The sequence below is a fragment of the Fictibacillus arsenicus genome (assembly GCF_001999465.1).
Lineage (GTDB): Bacteria > Bacillota > Bacilli > Bacillales > Fictibacillaceae > Fictibacillus > Fictibacillus arsenicus.
Window position 1 is genome coordinate 360,912 of the sequence record NZ_MQMF01000003.1, and the last position, 21,407, is coordinate 382,318.

A 21,407-nucleotide genomic window follows, 5' to 3' on the forward strand; every position below is an offset into this window, starting at 1 on the left:
ACGCGAAAATAAATTTTTCCATTGATTCTCTTACTTCGATTCAAAAAAATAGGCCATAAAAATCTCGTCTTCAAATTCCCCGTCAATGATTGCCTGATTCTTTTGTCTGCCTTCTATAATAAAACCAGATTTTTCATATACCAAAACCGCTTTCTCATTTCCTGAAAAAACAGTAAGCCATAACTTATGTAAGTTGATTGCACGTCCCCATCTTAAAGTATAATTCATGACTTGTTTGCCAATCCCTAGACCTTGGGAATCTGGATGAATCCACGTCCTGAATATACCGGTATGTTTTTTCATCTCAAGTTCGCCTTTTAAAACTCTGGCTATTCCCACGACTTTCCCCTTTCGTTCAACTGCTGTGTACATGTTGCCTTTTAACCTTGTTTCATTAATAAAATTTTTTTCTTCTTCTAAAGTTCGTGGTTCTTCTTTTTGAAGATACCTTCCTGCTTTAACAATCGTTTCAACATGCTTGATTATATCTTGGGCATCATTTTCATCTACTGGACGCAATATAATGGTTTCACCGTTTTTAGCTTCAAAAGAAAAAGTTTCCCCGCTCCTCATACACCAATTCCTCCCTTGTCAATATTTCCTTATTATGTCTTTTTCATATCATGTCATTCATTATGTAAAATAGTAGTGCTTTAATTCAAAATCATTAGACGTTGTTGTTAATATGCCATAGGAAAACTTTTTTTGTCTTCGTTTATCGGTGGGAGAACCCGGATTAAATATGGTGATTTCATCCCGTTTCTCCATAAAAGGGATATGGGAATGACCAAAAATGATCACGTCTGGTTTATCTTTCATACATGATTGATAAGCTCTATCTGGTGTAGTTCTCCCTTTCCCCAGATGGCCATGTACGATTGCGATCTTTATTTGTTCTGCCTGAAGCACCTCTTTATCAGGAAGCTGTTTAGCCCATTCATCTTTTTCTACGTTCCCTCTTACGCCATAAACGGGAGCATACAGACTTAACTCCTCATACACAGATTTTTCCGACCAGTCTCCTGCATGAATGATTAAATCTACACCTTTCTTTAATACGCTTATGAGTTGTTCAGGAAGTGAGATACCTTTTTTTGGCATATGAGTATCAGCTATAATCAATATCTTCTTCATTGCAGCTATCCTCCTAATAAAAAAAGCAAAGGGACACTTGAAAGTCCCCTTGCTTTTGTCGATTTATTTATCCTCTGTTTTTAAAATCTTCACGCACGCGTTTTTGTGAACGGTATGACTGATCACGTCCTCCGCTTCGGCTTCCGCCTTCACGAGATCCGCTTCTTTCACCTTTTGAGAAGCCAGAACGACGGTCTCTTCCGCCTCCACCTTCTCTTTTGCCTCCAGAACCAGAACGTCTGCGGTCAGAGAAACGATTGTTTGGACGGCGCTTTTTAACTGATAAAGGCGGCTCGTCTGTTAAGTTGATCGGAGTAGTATCAGGCTCTTTTGTAAGAAGTTTTAAAGCAGCTGCTAAAAGCGTCACAGAATCATTTTCTTCCAATAATTCAACTGCTGTTTGCTTATAACCGTTAAAGTTATCTTCTTCAACAACTTCCATCAACTTTTCAAGTGTAATCTGCTGTTGTCCTTCCATTGCTTCAGAAACTGAAGGAATCACTCGTTTAACCATTTTACGCTTAGTGATTTTTTCAATCGTATATAAATGATCGATCTCACGAGGAGTAATAAACGTTAATGCATAACCTGTTTTTCCTGCACGTCCAGTACGTCCAATACGGTGAACGTAGCTTTCAGGATCTTGAGGGATATCAAAGTTATATACATGAGATACACCAGAGATATCAAGACCGCGTGCTGCTACGTCTGTAGCAACAAGCACTTCGATTGTATTGTTTTTAAATGCACGCAATACTTTATCCCGTTTAGCCTGAGGAAGATCACCATGAATTCCTTCTGCAGAATATCCACGTTTGCTGAGAGCTTCAGATAACTCATCAACACGGCGCTTTGTTCGTCCAAAAACGATGGCAAGTTCTGGTGAGTGGATATCCATAAAGCGGCAAAGAGCATCGAATTTTTGACGTTCTTTTACTTCAACATATTCTTGTTCAATGTTTTTAACTGTCATTTCAGAAGCTTTTACTTTAATCAGTAATACATCCTTCATGAACTTCGCTGCAAGATTTTGAATCTGTTTAGGCATTGTTGCAGAGAAAAGCATTGTATGGCGTTCTGTTGGAACGTTTTCCAAGATCTTTTCGATATCTTCAACAAACCCCATGTTTAACATTTCATCAGCTTCGTCCAATACCACTGTATGAACGCTATCAAGCTTTAATGTCTTTCTGTTGATATGATCCTGAACTCGACCTGGTGTTCCTACAATGATATGCGGTCCGTTTTTCAATGCTTTTATTTGTCGAACAATCGATTGTCCACCATAAATCGGAAGAGTTTTAATTCCTTTAAATTGTCCGATTTTATTAAGTTCTTCAGCAACTTGAACAGCTAATTCTCTCGTTGGTGCTAAAACGATACCTTGCACGAGTCGTGATTTCGTATCCATTTTTTCAATTAGCGGAATTCCAAAGGCAGCTGTTTTCCCAGTACCTGTTTGAGCCTGACCAATTAAGTCAGTACCTTTAAATGCTGTAGGAATTGTATCACGCTGAATTGGTGTTGCTTCCTCAAATCCCATATTGTTGATGGATTGAAGCAACTCGGGACTAAGTCCCAATTCTTGAAATGTTGTCAATGTTCTATCTCCTTTTCTTGACGAAAAAGGTTTATACGATAACCTCGTGGACCTGACATATGATTAATCTTTTTTAGGTGTCAGCCAAATTGTTTTCAAAATACATCATGATTTGCACATAAAATAGCATTTCCGCGAGTGTAAATGACTGGAAATGCTTAGCCATGTGAATATGCGTAAAAATTAAAAGTTAATAGTTACAAGGCTATCCGTAATTCAAACTTGTTCCGTCCATATATATTCCGTTGTTAAACTTATCACGTAACCATAATAAATGCAACTCTTTCCATCCTAAGAAGCACTTAATTATTTTAGTTAACAGTATTTAAATTGCTTTAGTTTAAGTTATTTTAACCAATCCAGTACTAGTTAAAACATAAAAAAGCCCCTCATAATAATTGTTTATTATATAAGCAGAATATTTTTCTGAAACCATCACACGCTAATCTTATGACTTCGTGCGAAAGAAGGGCTTTTATGAGCAGCAGCTGGGTTTCAATCATCCCATTTTTAGTTGTAATACCAATCGCGATAAAAACAAAACAAGTGCTGCCAGGCTTGATTGCAGGACTTTTAACAGGTTCTTATCTCCTCAAACCTACCTTTGTAGGAGGACTCGAGAAAATGGTCCAGTTTCTTGTAAAAGGACTTATTGACCCTAAGAACATTAAAATTTTAGTTTTTTTATATGCTTTTTCAGGGTTGATCTCAATGATCAAGCTTTCCGGGGGCATCAGGGGGTTTGTTGAAGAAGCATCCAGCAGAATTCAAACTAAAAAAGGTGCCCTTTTTCTGACTTATGCTTCTACCATCGGAACTTTTGCAGCACCGAGTTTCCGATTTGTAACGATCGCTCCTATTATGAGAGCGTTGTTAAAAAAGGTGAAAATGTCAACACAAGAACTCGGCTTTGTTATTGAAACTACAGCCACACCAATCATTGTTTTAATACCAATCGCTACAGCTTTCGTCGGCTATATGACATCTATCGTAGATATCTCACTTAAGAATGAGAAACTAAGCGGAGATCCATATTCATTATTTATTCAAAGCATACCATATAACTTCTTCTCTTTTGTAATGATTATTGTTGGTGTTTATTTAAGTTTTTTTCACCATTCAAAATCGACAGAAGAAAGCGATCCAGATCACGTAGGAGATAAAGAAGATGATGATTGGCATAATTGTGATCCTGCCGTCGGAAAAGAGCTGCCTAACAAACCTTGGAATTTAATAATTCCTTTAATCTTGATCGTTTCTCTGACTCTTCTCCTAACTTGGTGGGATGGTTATAAAAAATCTGGAGGATTCATAAAAGCATTCATTTCTGCAGATGTAATGGATGCTATGCTGATCGCTCTTCTGTTCACTTCGATCTTTACATTTCTCTTTTTAAGAATACAGCGAATGAAAACAGGAGAACTATTAAATGGGTTTATATTCGGAGGCAATGAGCTTATGAGCGTCATTGTTTTGCTGGCGGTAGTCTGGGGGCTTTCCTCTGTAACGGAAGAGCTCGGTTTTTCTGCCTTTGTAACCAAATATGCAGGATGGATACCTGCTTCAGTAATAGTACCTTTATTGTTCTTATTCGGCTGTGCGGTGTCTTATTTTATTGGTTCAGCCTGGGGCACTTGGGGAATATTAATGCCTCTTGGGGTTTCAATGGCAGGAGTTGCTGGCGTATCACTGCCACTCGTGATTGGAGCAGTTTTTGCGAGTGGTACCTTTGGAGCTTTTGCTTCCCCGCTAAGCGACGATACGAACACGATCGCGCGGATATTAAATTTATCAGTAATTAAATATGCACGTTACAAACTGAAACCCGCACTTATTGCTGCTGGTATTACAGCAGTACTATATGGTGTTACGGTCTTTTTCTTTTGAACCTCCTGATTTAGGAGGTTCGTTTTATTTCTTGATCCCTTACAGTTTGAATAACGTCTCTATACCGTTCTCTTGACCACGAATTATAAGAAGGATGCGGCACTCCTTTAATTATATTCAGTTCGTCCTTCATTGCTAATTGATTCACATACTTTTCGGCGAATTTTCCGCAGGGCACAATAATCGAATCTTCTGCCATCGTTCTTATCAATCGATCCTGAAAATCATGGATAAGCAATTGATTAAACAGTCCCTTATTTTCATCTCTAAAATGATTCGCTGTACTTTTACGAATAGCTTCTGCAATTTGCAATTCTTTTTTAAATCTTTGAACAAATTCCTTTTCAGAATAAGCCGATTCTTGAAGTGGAAAAGGACAAACGTTGACAATTCCGTAGAAACTTTGTCTTTTATCTTCGGCAAGCTGTTTTAAATATTTCCCCATAGGAAGTATATCTTCCTGTAAAAAAAGTTCCTTAGCCATTGATCTTCCTGAGAGTCCTGCAAGAGGTACTCCTGCTCTCAATTCTTCTTTATGAGGCGATTCTAAAATAAAGATCATTTTGGGATCATGAGCAATATCGGGCACACTGTAACTTGCTTTTGCTTTTTCAAAAAACTCTACTATTCTGAGCATGGTATACTCCTTTCTTACTTAAATTAAAAATCCAGCAAACAAATGTCTGCCGGATATATTTTTGACTAGTTAATTGGAACGGAAATCAAATAGAAGTTGAATAATCTTTTTGCTTTGATGTATCTGGATGTTTTCCGATAATTTCACCCATACGCACAGATTTTCCGACTGCAAGCGATTTATCAAATGAAAAATCCTTATCTTCAAATAATAGGATAACTGTGGACCCAAACTCAAATAGACCTACTTCATCTCCTTTTTCATACGTTACAGGAGCAACGTTTGTTTTCGTGATTTTCTTCCATTTACGGACTTTATCATCATATTTAACCTTTACACTTCCTACGATAAATGCCCCGACTTTTACAATTGCGAGCTTGCCATAATCTGTTTCAGCAAATGTAACAACACGTTCGTTTTTAGTGAATAGTCCTTTAACATGATTAACACCAATATCATTAACCGGGAAAAGCCGTCCTGGAATGTACGTAGAACTATAAACTTCCCCTTTTACTGGCATGTGAATTCGATGATAATCTTTCGGACTTAAATAAATGGTTATAAAGTGACCGCTTTCGAAATCTGCGTTGCTTTCATCTGCAAGGAGTTTTTGAACAGGGTATGATATTCCTTTCGCCTGTATGATCGTCCCCTTTTCAACGCGTCCCATTTGTGTAACAAGTCCATCTACTGGTGAAATGGCTTCTGTAGCTTCACCGCAAATTGGCCGAGCATCTTGCTTAAGTTTCCTTGTGAAGAACTCAGTCAGATGGGCATACTCATGAATGGGCTTCTCAATTTCAGATAAGTTAATTTTATAATGTTCAGCATAACGTTTCACATATCGTTTACTGAGTTTTGAACGTCCGGCCCTGCCGACGATTGATGAAATTTTATTTTGCGGCAATAAGGTTAAGGCTAACCTTGCAACTCGTTGTTTCATTTAATTTCCCCTTTATATGTTAGATCCTGTCAAAAGATAGCTATTATTTATTATATACATTTTAACATAGATGAAAAGGCATTTTTATTGTTTATTAATTAGGCATATGTCACAATAGCACCAATTAAATTTGTTCAGACATAAGGAGTGTTCTCATTGAAAATTCACATGAGCGAAGAAACAGCAGAGTATATCATTAAAGACCTTCAAGCAGTAGAAGGTAATAAAATTCGTTTTTTTGTCCGCTTAGGAGGCTGCAGTACGGCTCAAGAGGGATTTTCTCTCGGAATTAATAAAGATACACCAAAGCACCCAGCAGTTGTTTTAGACCGTCAAAATCATGAGTTTTTTATTGAAGAAGAAGATGAATGGTTCTTTGACCAAAATGATTTAACGGTTTCAGTTGAAGACGATGAAATTAGATTTAAATTTCACAACTAAAAATCATAAGAACTTTTGGAGATCTTTCATTCGGCCTTCCTGTTCCATTATAGTTCTTTGCTTATCCCCGATAAGATCAAAATGGGGATAAGCATCTCTTTCATGAATCCATTCTGCTTTTAAGCCATATTTACTTCCCCATGCTATTAATTTATGCAAATCCTTGCAGCCAACCTTTGTTACACTCTTTTCATACGGAAAACGCGGATCAAGCCAAAAATGTGTAATAAAAGCAATCTGACCTGCTTCCACTTCGGATTTCCATTTATTTAGCTGAGATCTTTTTATTCCAAACGCCATTATGATTCACTGCTCGCTCTTACATATGCGTCATGCCATTCAGGAAAGTATTTTTTAATCGAGATCGGACGAAAGTTTTCTTTTTTCACACAAACATGTGTAGAGATTCCCGTTACACACAATTCCTGATTTTCGTTATAAATTTCATAAGCGTATACCACTTTAATACCTGAATATTCTTTTACTGCAGTTTTGATAATCGCCTGCTGTCCATAGGTTAACGGTTTTTTATAAGATGCTTGAATGTCAGTAACAGGTGAAAGGATACCCTGAGCTTCCATATCAGCATACTTAAATCCTAGAGATTCAATAAGTTTTGTTCTTCCGATTTCAAACCAGACTAAATAATTCGCATGGTATACGACACCCATTTGATCGGTTTCTGCATATCTTACATCAACGGCTGTATCAATAAACTTCATTTGTAATAAATCCACCCTTTTGCCTTTTTATTTCACTTTAGTAGAAAAAGCAAAAAAAGACCAGCAATTTGCCGGTCTCCTATTTATTGGAGTTCATTGCCTTCTCTATAGGCTTTTTCTTCCTGAATTTCATTTTGAAACTGTTCGATCGATTCTTCTCTATGCTGATTCTTTTCTTTAATCTGCTCTTTTTGGCTAGCAGTTAAATTCATGTTATCAGCTGTTTCATTAGCTTCTTGAATGTTTTGTTGTGTATTTTCGACCATTTGCTCTAAGCGTTCAACGTTATTGCTGCGGTCATCTTTATTAGGTTTTTGCATGATGGATTCTCCTTTGTGTTTGAAGTTAATTCACCATAGTGTTTGCAAAAAACCAAATAATTTATTCTCTAATTTTTTTGAAGCAATATTGGACTCATGTTCTCAATACTGCTTTTACATAAATCCGTAAGATACTTCCAATACTCAACAACACTTTCATCATCTGAATTTTTCATTGTAATTTCAAGCCAAGCCAGTTCTTCGGCAAGTCTTATAGAAGATCCAATCCAATATTTTTTGTTTTTTACCGTGATTTGAAAAGGTTCTTCAAATCGGAATGGCAAATAAAATCCTTCAGTATTTGGATGAAGGATGATGTGCTGATACACGGTTCCCTTTGTTAGCTTCGCATAAAATAAGAATACCCCATCATTTTTTGCAGCAGCTTTTTTTAGCTTTTCTAACGTTTCAACATTTCCAAGTTCCATCGTAGTAACTTCTTTTTCCCAGTTTAATTCTTCACGAAACGGAACAAGATGCCCTAACCTTTGCATTTCAATTTCAAGCTGACGGTATAAATAATCCTGATCATCTTTATTATGTGATACAGGTAATGGTTTGACAGATGCCGTAATCAAACGTACCCCTCCTAATTCTTTCACTACATACATTTTTTCGACAAAATCTTTAATATATGGGAGTCCATGTGAAAATTAGGAGGAGGGAATATTTACATTTTTATTTTATTTACCTTTTGGAGGAACATAGTCAGCATGATCATGTGACTTATTTGCCATCTTTTTTCCATTGTTACTGTTGCTTTCTCTTGGCTGTGTGCCGATATGATTTGGAACAAAATCTTCTGGAAAACGTTTTGGATTACTCAAAGGTCTTACCCCCTTTCGTATTCTTTTTACTTTTCCTTTAATTAAATAGCTCTATGCATTTTAAGACAACTCCTATTAATGGATTTAATGATAAGCAGGAACATGTATTTTTGTCTTGAAGTGTCGATTCGGGGTTTTATTCAATTTATCGTAAGATTTTAACATTTTTTCCTGATTGATTTGCTTTATTAACTTTTTAAGTAAAATATAAGATTAATTTTGCACATTTTGATTATTTCGAATTTAATTAGGCAATATTGGTAATATCTTATATGTAGAGGTGTCATTATGAGAAAGAACAGAAAGATGAGTTTTCGTGAACTTGTAAATGAGAATAAACGACAGCTGTTAAAAGATGAATCTTATTTGGAACAGCTTGAAAAAAAGCTGGATGAAAAACATACAAGAAATGGCTGAAAAAAAATCCCTTGCCAATCATGGCAAAGGATTTTTTTATGTTAATTTTGTTTTTGTGAAGAATGTGCAAGCTTATTACGAAGTACCATTGGAAGGATACCGCCATGACGGTAGTATTCAATCTCAACTTCACTATCAAAACGTGCAACAACTTCGAACGATTTTTCTGTTCCGTCTTCAAAAACAGCTGTAACTTTTACAAGATCACGAGGCTTAACTGTCTCATCAACTTGAACAGTGAATGTCTCTTTACCTGTTAAGCCAAATGTTTCAGCGTTTTCTCCATCTTTAAATTGAAGAGGAAGAACACCCATAAGCACTAAGTTACTGCGGTGGATACGCTCAAAGCTTTCAGCAAGAACAGTTTGAATACCTAGAAGTGTTGTACCTTTTGCAGCCCAGTCACGGGATGATCCCATACCGTAATCTTTTCCTGCAATAACCATTAGGCCGGTACCGTTTTCTTTATATTTCATCGCTGCATCATAAATGCTCATAACTTCATTTGTAGGCCAGAAAGTTGTCCAGCCTCCTTCAGTTCCAGGAGCAACAGCATTGCGGATACGGATGTTTGCAAACGTACCGCGCATCATTACTTCATGGTTTCCTCGGCGAGAACCATATGAGTTAAAGTCGCGAGGCTCTACCCCGTTTTTAATTAAATATCTTCCTGCTGGTGTATCTTTACCAATTGCTCCAGCTGGAGAAATATGGTCAGTTGTTACTGAATCGCCAAACTTAGCAATCAGTTTTAGATCTTTAAGAGGCTGAATTTCTTTAAGCTCTGCTGAAAGTTCTTCGAAGAACGGCGGGTTTTGAATGTACGTTGAAGAAGTATCGAAAGCATATAATTGATCAGCTGAAGTCTTCAGCTCATTCCAGCGTTCGTTCTCATCAAATACTCGCTCATATTCTTTTTTGAACAGTTCAGGTGTAACTGCTTTATTCATTGCTTCATTAATTTCTTCTGTAGTTGGCCAAATATCTTTGAAGTAAACTTCATTGCCGTCTTTATCTGTTCCAAAAGAATCAGATTGAAGGTTGAAGTTAACTGTACCTGCTAGTGCATAAGCCACAACTAATGGCGGAGATGCCAAATAGTTTGCTTTTACGAGAGGGTGGATACGTCCTTCAAAGTTTCTGTTACCAGAAAGAACTGATGCAACTGTTAAGTCATTCTTAGAAATTGCATTTTCTACTTCAAGTGCTAATGGACCAGAGTTACCGATACATGTTGTACAGCCGTAGCCTACAAGGTTAAACCCTAATTGATCCATGTAGCTCATCAAGCCAGCTTCTTCTAAGTAGCGAGTAACAACCTTAGAACCTGGAGCTAATGATGTTTTTACATAGCCAGGTACCTTCAAGCCTTTTTCAACTGCTTTTTTAGCAACTAGACCCGCTCCAAGCATTACATAAGGGTTAGATGTGTTCGTACAGCTTGTAATTGCAGCAATCGCTACAGCACCAGTTCTCATAGTAGACTTTTCATTACCTGGATGCTTAACTGTAACTTCCTTATTGATCTCATCAGCAGTTAATCCGAAGCCAGCATTACCTTGTGGAGCTACTAAAGCTTTATTAAAGCTGTCTTTCATTTGAGATAAAGGAATTAGGTCTTGAGGACGTTTTGGTCCAGAAAGGTTTGGCTCGATCTGAGAAAGATTGATCTCAACAACATCTGTAAAATCAGGATCAGCATCGCCTGCAGTGTAGAATAATCCGTTTTCTTTGCAGTATGCTTCAACTAGCTGAATTTGTTCTTCTGTTCTTCCAGTCAATCTCAAGTAGTTTAGGGCTTCTTCATCTACAGGGAAGAAGCCGCAAGTAGCTCCATATTCAGGGGCCATGTTTGATACTGTTGCGCGGTCAGCAAGCGGCATTTCCGCTAGACCAGGTCCGAAGAATTCTACGAACTTTCCTACAACCTTTTTCTCACGGAGAACTTGCGTTACTTTTAATGCAAGGTCAGTTGCAGTTGTTCCGTTTGGAAGTGAACCTGTAAGTTTAACACCGATAACTTCAGGTACAGGGAAATATGATGGCTGTCCTAACATACCAGCTTCTGCTTCAATTCCGCCTACACCCCATCCAAGTACACCTAAACCGTTGATCATTGTAGTATGTGAATCGGTACCTACCAATGAATCAGGGAATGCAATCGTTTCGCCTTCAGATTCACTAGTAAGAACAACTGGTGCCAAGTACTCTAAGTTTACTTGGTGAACGATACCTGTTGCTGGAGGAACTGCACGGTAGTTATCAAATGCGGATTGAGCCCAGCTTAATAACTTATAACGCTCTTCGTTACGAGCAAATTCAAGATTCATGTTATATGCCAGTGAATCTTCAGTACCTGCTTTATCAACCTGAACAGAATGGTCAACAACAAGGTCAACCGGAATATCAGGATTGATCTGTGAAGGATCTCCACCCATATCTTTCATTGCTTTACGAAGTGAAGCCAAATCAACTACAGCCGGAACTCCTGTAAAGTCTTGAAGGATAACACGGGATGGCTTAAAAGGAACATCTATATCTTTAAGTTCACTTGTACCCCATTTAGCCAGGTTTTCAACATGCTCTTTGTTAATTACTTTTCCATCATACTGTCTAAGTACAGATTCCAATAAAACTTTTACAGAGTAAGGCAACTTAGATACGTTACCAATTCCCGCTTCTTCTAACGCTCCTAGACGGTAGTAGCTATATTGCTTACCGTTGACATCAAAAGTAGAACGGGCATTAAATACATCATTCTTTTTCATGCTCCACTCTCTCCCTTCAATAACAATCATACACGATTATGAGAAAAATTGTCGAAAAAATGTGCTCAATTCCCTAGTAAATCACATAAAAACTTTTTTTCCCTTTATAATCATATGTAAAACCCTTTCATAAGTAAAATAGTTAATCGTTATCAAACGACATAAGTTTTACTTATGAGTGTTTGAGCACCGTTTAATTTTAATGAACATATAATGGAGTATGCAATACAATTTGTTTTATTTTTTCCTTCTTCAAAATGCCGCAATAAGATCGGAGGGAATAGGATGGATTGGTTAAAAAAATTAGCAGCATTGCTCGTTTTAATCGGAGCATTAAACTGGGGATTAGTCGGTCTTTTTGGCTTTAATGTTGTTACAGAGATTTTTGGAAGCGCTGCCACAGTTACAAAAGTTATCTATAGCCTAATCGGGCTTTCAGGATTATGGATGCTTTTAACAAAATATAAATCGTGAAGCAGTTGAAGCACTCCTTTTTTTGGAGTGCTTCTTCTTTTTTTATTTGGTACACACTAAGAAAACGGAGGTGAAAAATTCATGGGAAGAAATAAAGCAAATCATGTACGTCCTGGTATGAACGCTGCTAAAGCACAAGGCAAAGGTGCAGGGTACGAAACAGAATTCGGAAACGAAGCTCTAACATTGCCTAACGAAAAACTAAGTGAAGCTGAACGCCAAAACAACAAAAAAACGAAAAAACGTCATTAAGGTTTCGGAAATTGATTCTGGAGCTGTTCTAATTCATTCAAATAATTTTTAAGCTGTGAATGCTGATGTTCTGAAGCTGTTTCCAGAGCATTTTCAATCTGCTGGCGTGCCTTTTCATTCTCTGTCATAAAATGAGAATAAAAAACACCGTATTCACTATTAGAAGCATTTAACTGTTTTGATATTTCCATTGCGTGATGATATCCTTGTTCTGCTGCTTGGTATGCTTGTTGCTTATCTTTGTGATATGGCATATTAACCTTCCTTTTTTGGTTTGATATACCTTTAAGCTTCCATTTTAAATAATTATTATTCAAAAGGAGGGCATTTTTATGGGAGAACACAATACATTTAAAGATATTAGAAAAAATGCACCTAAAGGCGAAAATCCTGGACAGCCAGCACCAATGAGCGGGTCAAAAAAAGTAAAACAACGAAACCATACGAGACAAAATCATGGTCAAGGTAGTTAAGAATATATAAAAAAGATGGGCTAGTCCTTTTGGGATAGCCCATCCAATTTTTTAGATGCTTAAAGGTGTAATCACATAAAAACCGCTCATCTTCACATATTTTTACATTTTTATCCAAAAGGTTCTACTTAAGCAATAATAGAATTTATTGCTTCAATTAATATCGCTTCTTCTTCCTCTGTTACTGTTCTTAGATCCAAAAGCACTTCTTCATCTTTAATCCTAACAATTATCGACGCTGAATTTTCGCGTAACAGGTTGGCCAAATAAGATGCACCTTTATCATGTTTTAAAACGAGGCAATATGTTGGAAGTTTTACTTCAGGCATTGTGCCTCCGCCAACTTTTGAAAAGTCTTGAATGATATTCATCTGTAAATTGTCCTGATTATCAATCTGGTCCATTAATTTAAGTGTTCTTATTTTAATCTCATCAGGGGTTTTTAAGATATCCCGTACTGTCGGAATGGATACAAAATCTTTAATAAGATATGCATTTAATGTTTCATTCAAAGCTGCGATAGTAAATTTATCTACACGAAGGACTCGTGCGAGCTGATGTTTCTTTAAGATATCAATATATTTCTTTTTACCCGCAATGATCCCTGCCTGCGGTCCGCCTAAAAGCTTATCACCACTAAACGAAACTAAATCGAGTCCTTGATTGATTATAGAAGAAACTAGAGGTTCTTCACCGATTCCATGCGATTGGAATGGATAAAGTGCCCCGCTTCCTAAATCTTCATATATGATAACCTCTTGTGAACTTTTTTTAAGTTCCATTAATTCAGCTGAAGAAACACTTTTTGTGAATCCTATAACTTTAAAATTGCTTGTATGAACTTTCATCACCATGCCTGTATTTTCATTTATGGCTGTTTCATAGTCAGAGTAATGAGTTTTGTTCGTGGTACCCACTTCTTTTAAAAATGCACCGCTTTCTTCCATGATCGATGACACACGGAACGACCCGCCTATCTCAACAAGCTCACCTCTAGAAACAATAACTTCCTTGTTTTTCGCAAGAGCCTTTAAAATAAGATAAACTGCAGCTGCATTATTGTTTACAACAAGCGCTGCTTCTGCACCTGTCGATTTTTTTATTAAATCCTCAGTCAGGTCGTGTCTTGAACCTCTTTTTCCTTGTTCTAAGTTATACTCCAGATTCGAATACATTAAAGCTGTTTCTGTCATCCTTTTAACAGCCTTTTCACTTAGTCTTGATCTTCCTAGATTAGTGTGGATTACTACACCGCTAGCGTTTATAACTGTTCGAATCTGATTTTTAGGACTACTTAATTTTTTTATAACGGTTTGTTTAATGAGTCCATAAATATCAGCGTTCAAGTCAATGGAATTCCAATCAGTTTGTATACGATTCCGCCAGAATGCTATCGCTTCCTGAACAGCACGTGTTATTTCCTTTTCATTTTTACCATTCACTTCAAGACTGATTTCTTTTGTGACTTCATGAACCGCAGGCAGCTGCCTTAAAAGGTTTGATTTTATCAAAATGAAACTCCTCCTAAAAGGCTTAAATAGATATCCTTAAAGGAGGATTTTTCCATTTAAGCATTCAATTTCTCAAGTTCTTGAATAATCCATTCGTGATCCGGAAATTCTCCAGTTTCTTTTTTCGAATAGATTTTACTGCCATTAACAGAGACTTCAAATACCCCGCCTGAACTAGGTATAAGCTCAAGTGATGGAATTCGTGAACGGAAATGGCTAAAAAGGTCCTCCGCGAGACTCGCGGCTTTTGGTGCAAAGTTTCACATCATGCAGAATTCGATACTTACTTTCATCATTCATCCTCCTTTTTTAAGACTATTTTAGTATATCCTTAGCCAATAAACAAAAAAATTGTTTATACTACCTATAGGAGGTGCGTTACATATGACAAGCAAAGACAAAGTGAAGCTTACCCATCTGTCATCGAAAGGCGGCTGAGGATGCAAGATTGGTCCTGAAGACCTGGCGCAAGTTTTGCGTCATTTACCAGAAAGAGAATATGACCCTAACCTTTTAGTAGGTCTTGATACATCTGATGATGCAGGAGTTTATAAATTAACAGATGAACTTGCAATGATACAGACTGTTGATTTCTTCACCCCGATCGTTGACGACCCGTATATGTTTGGTCAGATTGCTGCTGCAAATTCTTTAAGCGATGTTTACGCAATGGGTGGACGTCCCACTACCGTTATGAATATCGTTGGTTTCCCGATTGGAGTATTAGGTCACGATGTATTAGCAGAAATACTTAAAGGTGCTGCAGACAAAGTAAAGGAGTCTGGTGCAGTTCTTGTAGGCGGACATTCTATTGACGATGCTGAGCCTAAATTTGGCCTTTCTGTAACCGGCCTCGTACACCCTTCTAAGGTTTTCAAAAATGTTGGTGCAAAACCAGGAGATGCACTCGTTTTAACAAAACCCATTGGGGTAGGTATACAGACGACCGCTATTAAAAAAGACAAACTAACATCCGAGCAGCTTCAGCTTGTGACTGAAACGATGGCAGAATTAAATAAAACTGCTGCCGAATGTTTAGAAGGCCTTTCACCTCATGCGGTAACAGATGTTACCGGATTCGGACTGCTCGGTCATGCCACAGAAATGGCTAAAGGCACAGGAGGTATTTCAATACACATCAATTTTGAAGACGTACCTTTACTTCCTGGCACGTTAGAACTAGCTCAAGAAGGGGTCGTCCCTGGCGGATCAAAAGCAAACCATCGCTGGATCCAAGAAGACGTGATGTATGGTGATCACCTCAAGGTATGGCAGCAGCATATATTATGCGATGCTGTAACCTCAGGAGGACTATTAGTAAGCATGCCAAAAGATGAAGCAGATGAATATATTAAACGTCTTCATGCAAAAGGAAAACAAAATGCAAGTATTGTAGGAAAAGTTACAGATCTAACTGAAAAACCGATTATTGCTAACTAAAAAAACTCCGGATTTCCGGAGTTTTTTTACTGGTTATATGTTTCAGCATAAACTTTTTCGTCGAATTTTTCTGGTGCGCCATCAAAAATGAGTTTTCCTTTTTTCAAAGCAATAATTCTTGTCGCGAATTTTTTTGCAAGTCCGACATCATGAACATTGATGATGGATACTAAGTTTCGCTTTAAATGCGTTTCTTTTAAAAGATGAAAAATTCTTTCAGCCGTACCAGGATCTAAACTAGCAACAGGTTCGTCCCCTAAAAAAACTTTAGGATTTTGAATAAGCGCTCTTGCAATTGCTACCCTTTGCTTTTGTCCCCCGCTCAGATTCTCTACTCTTCTTGTTGGCTCCACTGTTAATTCAACTTGATCTATTGCCTCTAATGCAGACATTCTTTCATTTGAATTAAATAATCCGAGCAGATTTTCATACGATTTTTTATAGCCAAACAACCCTGTTAAAATGTTTTGAACGACACTCATTCTAGGAATCAAGTTAAAATGCTGAAAAATCATTCCCGTTTTGCGGCGAACCTCTAAGTTTTCTTTAGGACTCATTTCAGAGAGAGATTTATCATTCCATTTTACTGTTCCTTCTGATACCGGCTGAAGTCCGTTGATGCAGCGGATAAATGTAGATTTCCCTGCACCGCTCTTGCCTAATACACAAACGAACTCTCCTTGATTAAAATGGATGCTCAAATCTTTCAAAGCTGGTTCAGCTGTACCAGGATATAAAACTGACACATTTTCGAATTTGATCATCTTACCACCTAAATAACCTTTTCCCGTATTTTCCCGCCAATGTAATCTACTAAAATCACCATGATCATGATTAACAGAACATCTACAGACACTAGCTGATATTGAAATGTTTTAAAATGAATAAAAAGCTGCTGCCCGATTCCGCCTCCGCCAATCAGCCCTAATATGAGGGAAGTCCTGATTGCTACTTCGAATCGGTAAAAAAACTGAGACAGAACATTTGGCCAGATTTGAGGAAGAATGGCAAATAAATTCCCTATCCAGCGTTTAGCTCCTACAGCAGACATCGCTTCCATCGGACCTTTATCTGCTGCTTCAATAAGTTCTGAGATGAGCTTCCCTAGCACTCCTATGTTATGCAATACAATTGCGATTACTGCTGGAAATGGACCGAGTCCTAATGTGGTTAATAAAATTAAACCAAATACAAACTCTGGAACTGATCTTAAAAAGCTAAGATAAAACCTAGTTGCTGCAAAAATCAAGCGATGACCGCTGGTATTTCGTGCTGCCAGAAAGCTCAATGGAAGTGCAATGATCAATCCGAACAAACTCCCCAAAAATGCGATGGAAATCGTCAAAACGCTTTCTGTAAATAAGAAAGGAAGACTTTCTGTGTTCATCGGAAACCATTTTGATAGAAAATCTCCCATATTTTCAAAATCCTGAAACTTAGAAAGGTCGAACTCTGTCAATCTCATACTATAAGCTGCGAGAACCGCAATTATGAGAAAGACAAAGAATTGTCTCTTTTTAAACCAAACCATTGTTCCCCTCTATTCTTTGATCATACCTTCTTTTATAGCCGCCTTACGTATACTTTCATAATCTTTGTTCTCCGCTTTCGTAAAACCGGTGGCTCCGAATGCATCAAGGATCTCTTTGTCTTTAATACTTAAGAAAATATCTTGCAGCTGTTTCATTGTTTCCTTGTCTGTATTTTTTGCAACTGCCCAAGGATATTGAAACAGTTTTTCAGACTTCCAAATCACCTTAAACTGTTTGCCATCAACTGTTCCTTCTTCCACAAGCTTGTCATAGATGGCACTATCGATCGCCCCGACATCAACTTGTTTGTTTTGGACGGCAAGTGCAGTAGCATCATGTGATCCAGTGAATCTTACATTTTTAAAATCATTCTCAGCTTCACTCTTATAAACACCTTCATCTTTAAGCTTGATACCCGGAATTAATGAACCAGATGTTGAAGAAGGGTCACCAAAAGCAAATTTTACATTTTTAACATCTTTGATCATATCGTCAATATTCTCATACTTACTGTCTTTATGAGTAATTAAGTAAGAATAATAAAATGGTTCCCCTTTTATCAGCTGTGTTACGATCGCTTTTGCTCCGCTTTCTTCTTGAGCAACTACATATGTAAGAGGCCCGAAATATGCCATATCAATCTTCTCATAATTCATTGCTTCTACTACTCCATTGTAGTCAGGGTAAGAAGTGATCTTTACTTCACGATCCATTTTTTCGCTCAAAATATTCTGAAGCTTATCAAGCGCTCCCTTCATTTCACCTTCTGTTTGAGCAGGAATAACTCCTATTGTAAATACTTCATCTTTATTGCCTGCACCTTTATCTTTATTTTCATCCTTTGTACCGCATGCAGATACTAACAATGCTAGAATTACAAACAACAAACCTAATTTTTTCATTTATTTCTCTCCTTTATTGTTTCATACAAAGTGACGTATGAATTGATTTCCTTATCCATAGTGTGGTTCTCTGTTACTGTCTGATACCCGTTTTGGATCACTTTTTGTGCAAAAGCTTTATCTGATACTAGTTGTTTCAAAGAATCATACAATTCGTTTACGTCACGAAATATCATGCCGTTTTTTTTGTGCTGAATAATACTTGTATTTCCAGTGTTATCTCTAGCGATTACAGGTTTATGTTCAATCATTGCCTCCAGCAAAGAAGTTGGCTGTCCTTCGGAAATAGATGTATTTATGACAATGTCAGCCCACTGATAAACTTCTTTCATCTTAGACAAATCTATTTCAGGCAGATAATAAAACCATTCATATTTTCCACAAGCATATTTGACTTCTTCGAATACAGCGTCATCCAGGTTTGCTCCTAATATCAAAAACACAATTTGCGGATATTCAGCTTTTAATTTTTCTAAAGCAGGAATTGCATAGAGCACATCTTTTATACTCCGCAATCCGGCAGGCAGTAAAATTCTTGGATTGCCTTCAGGCAGCATCAGCTTTGTATCATCTGCTTTTTCAGGTAAATAAACACTTTGCGGTATCACATGTATGACCTCATTTGAAAATCCATGATCATTTACGAGTGATTCTTTTGCCTTCTCAGTAAATACTGTAACTGCTTTTGCTTTTTGTAAAAGAGGCGCATAAATTTTTTCATCCTCTTTTAAAGAATGATTAATATCTGTTCCTCCTGAAGTAACCATATATGGTTTTTTTAATTCAATTTTATGTTTTTCTGACCATTTTAAAAAACGGGCAAATTGCAATATATGAAAAACATCTGCATTTTCCATCTGCTCAAGAACCTCTTGTGTGAGATCTTCTTCTTCATACGCATACACGTAAACAGAAACATCCTCTTTTTTTAAGCCGTGCTGAATTCTTCTCGCTGTCGTTGAATTCCCGCGATCTTGATGAAAATACGGGGTAAAAAACATTACTTTTAATGCACTATCTTTCAATCCTTACACCCATTTCCTTAAGTTAGCATCTCTAACAGTATACCCTTTTGAATCCATACATTCCAAAATGGGAATCAAAAACTTTCTAGAAATATTGAGAACATTTTTTGCTTCTTGAACAGTAAAACTTTGCTCTGTCTGGCTTTTTAACAGTTTAACTGCCGAATCGAATGTGTTCTTCCCAATTAAAACATCGTCAAACAAAACAAGTGCTATATCATGATTAACCAAAAAATACTTAAAATCTGAGTAAAGGTTTTCTGGTAATTGATGTGCCTTATAGGTTGAAAGAAGATCATCAGGTTCAAGTTCCTTTTCTTCTAGGATATTTACAACTTGGGACATGCGTTTTTCCCATTTATTCGGGTAGTGCGGTTTAAATGCCGGTAAATGAACAGATTGGTCTGTAATTTTAATAGTAGATAAATTTATCAACTTTTCAATAAAACCGCTGCTTACTTTCTGATGAAGCTTGCCTTTTAACGATTGTACGACCTCTGCCTTCGGAATACCTTGCCGTAAAGGATATTCAACGTGAAACTCATTTAATTTTTGAATAAGATTATTTTCTGCGAGCTTAATTGTTGCTTCATCATTATAATAGCCATTAATACAAACAACTGACTTCAGCTCTACAAGTTCATGTAAGACCTTAACTAATTCAGGCTCTTCAATATCCGTAAGTTTCACTAATTCTTCTGTTGTCAAAGATCCTTTTTTCTGAAGAGTTTGTATAACTCTTTCATCAGGTGTTCCTTCATATTTTTGCTGAAGCATTCGAATGGTACCAATCCCAAATTTATAAGCAGCTCCGTTTGGATCAATTACTGCTCCGCCTCCTATTGTTTCTTCAGGAGACGGCCGGCGGATAATAAAACGGTCACCCCGCTTTGTTACGATTGGTTCTTCTAAGCGCACTTGGCAAAAAACATGATCTGCAGCGTTTTCAAGTTCGTTTCTATCAAAGAATATGAGCTTCCCCATTACTTCAGCAGTTCCTGTGTAAAACTTAATCTGCGTTCGCTGCTTTAACTTCCCTGCCCATTCTTTACCTGTTGTTAATACAAGATCCACTGTATCTGTCACTGAAAAAACTCCTGGTGTCAGTAAAACATTGCCTCTTTTCCATTCAAGTTTTGAGCCTCCAGAAAGGTTGATAGCAGCTCTTTGACCTGCTATAGCATTCTGCACATTCTCTTTGTGAACCTGGAGCTTTCTAACTTTAACTTTTTCGCCTCCTGGCTGAATTTCCAATTCATCACCTTCATGAACTTCACCTTCGTACACTGTCCCTCTTACTACAGTCCCTTGTCCTTTCACCGTAAAAATATGATCGATAGGCAAGCGGAATGGTCCAGACGCAGATCTCGTTTCTGTATCCTCCAAAAGACTAGCAATTGAGTTTTTCAAATTATCAATACCGCTCATAGACAGACTATCAACGAAATGAACGGGAAACGATTGAAAAACAGAATCATTAGTAAGCTCAGAGATCTCATCTTCAATAAGGAGTTTCATTTCATCATCAACCAAATCGGACTTTGTAACAACAATCATTCCCTTTTGAATATCAAGAAAGGAAAGAATCTCAAAATGTTCTCTTGTTTGAGGCATGACACCCTCATCAGCTGCTATGACCAACAATACTAAATCGATCCCAGCAACTCCCGCTATCATCTGGCGAATTAATTTTTCATGACCTGGCACATCTACGATTGATGTATGAATTCTGTCTGTTAATGGAAAAGGAGCAAAACCTGGTTCTATAGTGATTTTACGTGCTTTCTCTTCTTTCAAAGTATCTGTATCAACACCGCTCAATGCTTTTGTAAGGGTTGTTTTTCCATGGTCGATATGTCCAGCCATGCCGATTGTAAAATAGTTTATTGTCATTGTTTAAACCACCTATAAGTACATACTCTTTTACACTTTATGAAAACAGATGTAAAAACACAAGATTTATAGCTTAATTTATATTCATAGTATCATTTCGTATTGGTCAAACAAAATTATTTCCCGTAGTTTTTATGCATGCATGTATAAATATTCATCCATGGATACACACAGGTTATCCACAATTAAAGTTATTCACAGTTGTCCAC

At 37.2% G+C, this 21,407-nt stretch carries 25 protein-coding genes and 1 pseudogene; 7 read left to right on the plus strand and 19 right to left on the minus strand.

What is annotated here, in order from left to right; translation table 11 throughout:
- Nucleotides 1–30: 30 nt before the first annotated feature.
- The 3 genes from UN64_RS15740 to cshA form a co-directional block, all read right to left on the minus strand.
- The gene (locus tag UN64_RS15740) at nucleotides 31–573 is read right to left on the minus strand and encodes a GNAT family N-acetyltransferase (protein ID WP_077364469.1); all 543 of its coding nucleotides are present in this window, start codon (nucleotides 571–573) and stop codon (nucleotides 31–33) included.
- A gap of 60 nt (nucleotides 574–633) precedes the next feature.
- Nucleotides 634–1,134, minus strand: coding sequence for a metallophosphoesterase family protein (locus UN64_RS15745; RefSeq protein ID WP_077364471.1), 501 nt, complete (start codon nucleotides 1,132–1,134; stop codon nucleotides 634–636).
- A gap of 67 nt (nucleotides 1,135–1,201) precedes the next feature.
- Nucleotides 1,202–2,734: a degradosome RNA helicase CshA gene (cshA, locus tag UN64_RS15750; protein WP_077364473.1), complete on the minus strand. Its 1,533-nt coding sequence runs from the start codon at nucleotides 2,732–2,734 to the stop codon at nucleotides 1,202–1,204.
- Nucleotides 2,735–3,211: 477 nt separating this feature from the next.
- Between cshA and UN64_RS15755 the strand changes: the two genes are divergently transcribed.
- Nucleotides 3,212–4,621 carry a Na+/H+ antiporter NhaC family protein gene (locus UN64_RS15755; RefSeq protein ID WP_077364475.1) on the plus strand — a complete coding sequence of 470 codons (1,410 nt, stop codon included), beginning with the start codon at nucleotides 3,212–3,214 and terminating at the stop codon, nucleotides 4,619–4,621.
- Between the two features lie 10 nt (nucleotides 4,622–4,631).
- Here UN64_RS15755 and UN64_RS15760 read toward each other — a convergent pair whose 3' ends face one another.
- Nucleotides 4,632–5,258 carry a uracil-DNA glycosylase family protein gene (locus tag UN64_RS15760; protein ID WP_077364477.1) on the minus strand — a complete coding sequence of 209 codons (627 nt, stop codon included), beginning with the start codon at nucleotides 5,256–5,258 and terminating at the stop codon, nucleotides 4,632–4,634.
- An 85-nt stretch (nucleotides 5,259–5,343) separates the two neighbouring features.
- Complete coding sequence (gene asd, locus UN64_RS15765; RefSeq protein WP_077364479.1) at nucleotides 5,344–6,201, minus strand: archaetidylserine decarboxylase; 858 nt, start codon at nucleotides 6,199–6,201, stop codon at nucleotides 5,344–5,346.
- A 156-nt stretch (nucleotides 6,202–6,357) separates the two neighbouring features.
- On the opposite strand from asd, the gene UN64_RS15770 reads away from it, so the two are divergent.
- Nucleotides 6,358–6,642 (plus strand): HesB/YadR/YfhF family protein, encoded by a 285-nt coding sequence (locus UN64_RS15770; RefSeq protein ID WP_077364481.1) that lies wholly within the window; start codon nucleotides 6,358–6,360, stop codon nucleotides 6,640–6,642.
- Between the two features lie 3 nt (nucleotides 6,643–6,645).
- Here UN64_RS15770 and UN64_RS15775 read toward each other — a convergent pair whose 3' ends face one another.
- The 5 genes from UN64_RS15775 to UN64_RS15795 form a co-directional block, all read right to left on the minus strand.
- Entirely contained in the window at nucleotides 6,646–6,942 is a 297-nt protein-coding gene (locus UN64_RS15775) for a hypothetical protein (RefSeq protein WP_077364483.1), read from the minus strand.
- Nucleotides 6,942–7,364 carry an acyl-CoA thioesterase gene (locus UN64_RS15780; RefSeq protein ID WP_077364485.1) on the minus strand — a complete coding sequence of 141 codons (423 nt, stop codon included), beginning with the start codon at nucleotides 7,362–7,364 and terminating at the stop codon, nucleotides 6,942–6,944. Before UN64_RS15780 ends, UN64_RS15775 begins: the two co-directional genes overlap by 1 nt.
- Before the next feature lie 83 nt (nucleotides 7,365–7,447).
- Nucleotides 7,448–7,684 (minus strand): small acid-soluble spore protein Tlp, encoded by a 237-nt coding sequence (gene tlp, locus UN64_RS15785; protein WP_077364487.1) that lies wholly within the window; start codon nucleotides 7,682–7,684, stop codon nucleotides 7,448–7,450.
- Nucleotides 7,685–7,752: 68 nt separating this feature from the next.
- A complete protein-coding gene (locus UN64_RS15790) occupies nucleotides 7,753–8,262 on the minus strand; it encodes a hypothetical protein (protein ID WP_077364489.1) in 510 nt (169 codons plus the stop codon).
- Between the two features lie 105 nt (nucleotides 8,263–8,367).
- Nucleotides 8,368–8,511 (minus strand): acid-soluble spore protein N, encoded by a 144-nt coding sequence (locus UN64_RS15795; protein WP_066241162.1) that lies wholly within the window; start codon nucleotides 8,509–8,511, stop codon nucleotides 8,368–8,370.
- Nucleotides 8,512–8,799: 288 nt separating this feature from the next.
- On the opposite strand from UN64_RS15795, the gene UN64_RS15800 reads away from it, so the two are divergent.
- Nucleotides 8,800–8,928, plus strand: coding sequence for an FbpB family small basic protein (locus UN64_RS15800; protein ID WP_077364491.1), 129 nt, complete (start codon nucleotides 8,800–8,802; stop codon nucleotides 8,926–8,928).
- A 41-nt stretch (nucleotides 8,929–8,969) separates the two neighbouring features.
- Here the strand turns inward: UN64_RS15800 and acnA are convergent, their stop codons facing one another.
- Nucleotides 8,970–11,696 (minus strand): aconitate hydratase AcnA, encoded by a 2,727-nt coding sequence (gene acnA, locus UN64_RS15805; RefSeq protein WP_077364493.1) that lies wholly within the window; start codon nucleotides 11,694–11,696, stop codon nucleotides 8,970–8,972.
- A gap of 285 nt (nucleotides 11,697–11,981) precedes the next feature.
- Between acnA and UN64_RS15810 the strand changes: the two genes are divergently transcribed.
- Together UN64_RS15810 and sspO are read left to right on the plus strand one after the other, a co-directional pair.
- On the plus strand, nucleotides 11,982–12,170 hold the full coding sequence (locus UN64_RS15810; protein WP_139343149.1) for a DUF378 domain-containing protein: 189 nt from the start codon (nucleotides 11,982–11,984) through the stop codon (nucleotides 12,168–12,170).
- An 81-nt stretch (nucleotides 12,171–12,251) separates the two neighbouring features.
- Nucleotides 12,252–12,422 carry a small acid-soluble spore protein SspO gene (gene sspO, locus UN64_RS15815; protein ID WP_077364495.1) on the plus strand — a complete coding sequence of 57 codons (171 nt, stop codon included), beginning with the start codon at nucleotides 12,252–12,254 and terminating at the stop codon, nucleotides 12,420–12,422.
- Here sspO and UN64_RS15820 read toward each other — a convergent pair.
- Complete coding sequence (locus UN64_RS15820) at nucleotides 12,419–12,676, minus strand: hypothetical protein (protein ID WP_077364497.1); 258 nt, start codon at nucleotides 12,674–12,676, stop codon at nucleotides 12,419–12,421. The genes sspO and UN64_RS15820 overlap by 4 nt on opposite strands.
- A 78-nt stretch (nucleotides 12,677–12,754) precedes the next feature.
- Here UN64_RS15820 and UN64_RS15825 point away from each other — a divergent pair, with 78 nt between their 5' ends.
- Entirely contained in the window at nucleotides 12,755–12,895 is a 141-nt protein-coding gene (locus UN64_RS15825) for a small acid-soluble spore protein P (protein WP_066289807.1), read from the plus strand.
- 128 nt (nucleotides 12,896–13,023) lie between these two features.
- On the opposite strand, the gene selA is transcribed toward UN64_RS15825, so the two are convergent.
- Both selA and UN64_RS21420 read right to left on the minus strand, forming a co-directional pair.
- Complete coding sequence (gene selA, locus UN64_RS15830) at nucleotides 13,024–14,406, minus strand: L-seryl-tRNA(Sec) selenium transferase (protein WP_245802052.1); 1,383 nt, start codon at nucleotides 14,404–14,406, stop codon at nucleotides 13,024–13,026.
- Nucleotides 14,407–14,462: 56 nt separating this feature from the next.
- Nucleotides 14,463–14,651, minus strand: a pseudogene (locus UN64_RS21420) (Rdx family protein); the annotation flags it as partial.
- Nucleotides 14,652–14,790: 139 nt separating this feature from the next.
- Between UN64_RS21420 and selD the strand changes: the two are divergent.
- Entirely contained in the window at nucleotides 14,791–15,846 is a 1,056-nt protein-coding gene (selD, locus tag UN64_RS15840) for a selenide, water dikinase SelD (RefSeq protein ID WP_077364501.1), read from the plus strand.
- A 26-nt stretch (nucleotides 15,847–15,872) separates the two neighbouring features.
- Here the strand turns inward: selD and phnC are convergent, their stop codons facing one another.
- Genes phnC through selB form a run of 5 tightly spaced genes read right to left on the minus strand, consistent with a single transcriptional unit; the run spans nucleotide 15,873 to nucleotide 21,198 of the window.
- A complete protein-coding gene (gene phnC, locus UN64_RS15845) occupies nucleotides 15,873–16,610 on the minus strand; it encodes a phosphonate ABC transporter ATP-binding protein (RefSeq protein WP_077364503.1) in 738 nt (245 codons plus the stop codon).
- An 8-nt stretch (nucleotides 16,611–16,618) separates the two neighbouring features.
- Nucleotides 16,619–17,377 (minus strand): phosphonate ABC transporter, permease protein PhnE, encoded by a 759-nt coding sequence (phnE, locus tag UN64_RS15850; RefSeq protein WP_077364505.1) that lies wholly within the window; start codon nucleotides 17,375–17,377, stop codon nucleotides 16,619–16,621.
- A 9-nt stretch (nucleotides 17,378–17,386) separates the two neighbouring features.
- A complete protein-coding gene (gene phnD, locus UN64_RS15855) occupies nucleotides 17,387–18,280 on the minus strand; it encodes a phosphate/phosphite/phosphonate ABC transporter substrate-binding protein (RefSeq protein WP_077364507.1) in 894 nt (297 codons plus the stop codon).
- A complete protein-coding gene (locus tag UN64_RS15860) occupies nucleotides 18,277–19,305 on the minus strand; it encodes a glycosyltransferase family 4 protein (RefSeq protein ID WP_077364509.1) in 1,029 nt (342 codons plus the stop codon). The genes phnD and UN64_RS15860 overlap by 4 nt, the downstream gene beginning before the upstream one ends.
- A gap of 3 nt (nucleotides 19,306–19,308) precedes the next feature.
- Nucleotides 19,309–21,198, minus strand: a complete 1,890-nt coding sequence (gene selB / locus UN64_RS15865) for a selenocysteine-specific translation elongation factor (RefSeq protein ID WP_077364511.1) — start codon at nucleotides 21,196–21,198, stop codon at nucleotides 19,309–19,311.
- Nucleotides 21,199–21,407 lie beyond the last annotated feature (209 nt).

What these genes read in the sequence shown, in the direction of transcription:
- UN64_RS15740 (WP_077364469.1), bottom strand. Translation starts at nt 573, where the DNA reads ATGAGGAGCGGGGAAACTTTTTCTTTTGAAGCTAAAAACGGTGAAACC.
- UN64_RS15745 (WP_077364471.1), bottom strand. Translation starts at nt 1,134, where the DNA reads ATGAAGAAGATATTGATTATAGCTGATACTCATATGCCAAAAAAAGGT.
- UN64_RS15755 (WP_077364475.1), top strand. Translation starts at nt 3,212, where the DNA reads ATGAGCAGCAGCTGGGTTTCAATCATCCCATTTTTAGTTGTAATACCA.
- UN64_RS15760 (WP_077364477.1), bottom strand. Translation starts at nt 5,258, where the DNA reads ATGCTCAGAATAGTAGAGTTTTTTGAAAAAGCAAAAGCAAGTTACAGT.
- asd (WP_077364479.1), bottom strand. Translation starts at nt 6,201, where the DNA reads ATGAAACAACGAGTTGCAAGGTTAGCCTTAACCTTATTGCCGCAAAAT.
- UN64_RS15775 (WP_077364483.1), bottom strand. Translation starts at nt 6,942, where the DNA reads ATGGCGTTTGGAATAAAAAGATCTCAGCTAAATAAATGGAAATCCGAA.
- UN64_RS15780 (WP_077364485.1), bottom strand. Translation starts at nt 7,364, where the DNA reads ATGAAGTTTATTGATACAGCCGTTGATGTAAGATATGCAGAAACCGAT.
- tlp (WP_077364487.1), bottom strand. Translation starts at nt 7,684, where the DNA reads ATGCAAAAACCTAATAAAGATGACCGCAGCAATAACGTTGAACGCTTA.
- UN64_RS15800 (WP_077364491.1), top strand. Translation starts at nt 8,800, where the DNA reads ATGAGAAAGAACAGAAAGATGAGTTTTCGTGAACTTGTAAATGAGAAT.
- acnA (WP_077364493.1), bottom strand. Translation starts at nt 11,696, where the DNA reads ATGAAAAAGAATGATGTATTTAATGCCCGTTCTACTTTTGATGTCAAC.
- UN64_RS15810 (WP_139343149.1), top strand. Translation starts at nt 11,982, where the DNA reads ATGGATTGGTTAAAAAAATTAGCAGCATTGCTCGTTTTAATCGGAGCA.
- sspO (WP_077364495.1), top strand. Translation starts at nt 12,252, where the DNA reads ATGGGAAGAAATAAAGCAAATCATGTACGTCCTGGTATGAACGCTGCT.
- UN64_RS15820 (WP_077364497.1), bottom strand. Translation starts at nt 12,676, where the DNA reads ATGCCATATCACAAAGATAAGCAACAAGCATACCAAGCAGCAGAACAA.
- UN64_RS15825 (WP_066289807.1), top strand. Translation starts at nt 12,755, where the DNA reads ATGGGAGAACACAATACATTTAAAGATATTAGAAAAAATGCACCTAAA.
- phnC (WP_077364503.1), bottom strand. Translation starts at nt 16,610, where the DNA reads ATGATCAAATTCGAAAATGTGTCAGTTTTATATCCTGGTACAGCTGAA.
- phnE (WP_077364505.1), bottom strand. Translation starts at nt 17,377, where the DNA reads ATGGTTTGGTTTAAAAAGAGACAATTCTTTGTCTTTCTCATAATTGCG.
- phnD (WP_077364507.1), bottom strand. Translation starts at nt 18,280, where the DNA reads ATGAAAAAATTAGGTTTGTTGTTTGTAATTCTAGCATTGTTAGTATCT.
- selB (WP_077364511.1), bottom strand. Translation starts at nt 21,198, where the DNA reads ATGACAATAAACTATTTTACAATCGGCATGGCTGGACATATCGACCAT.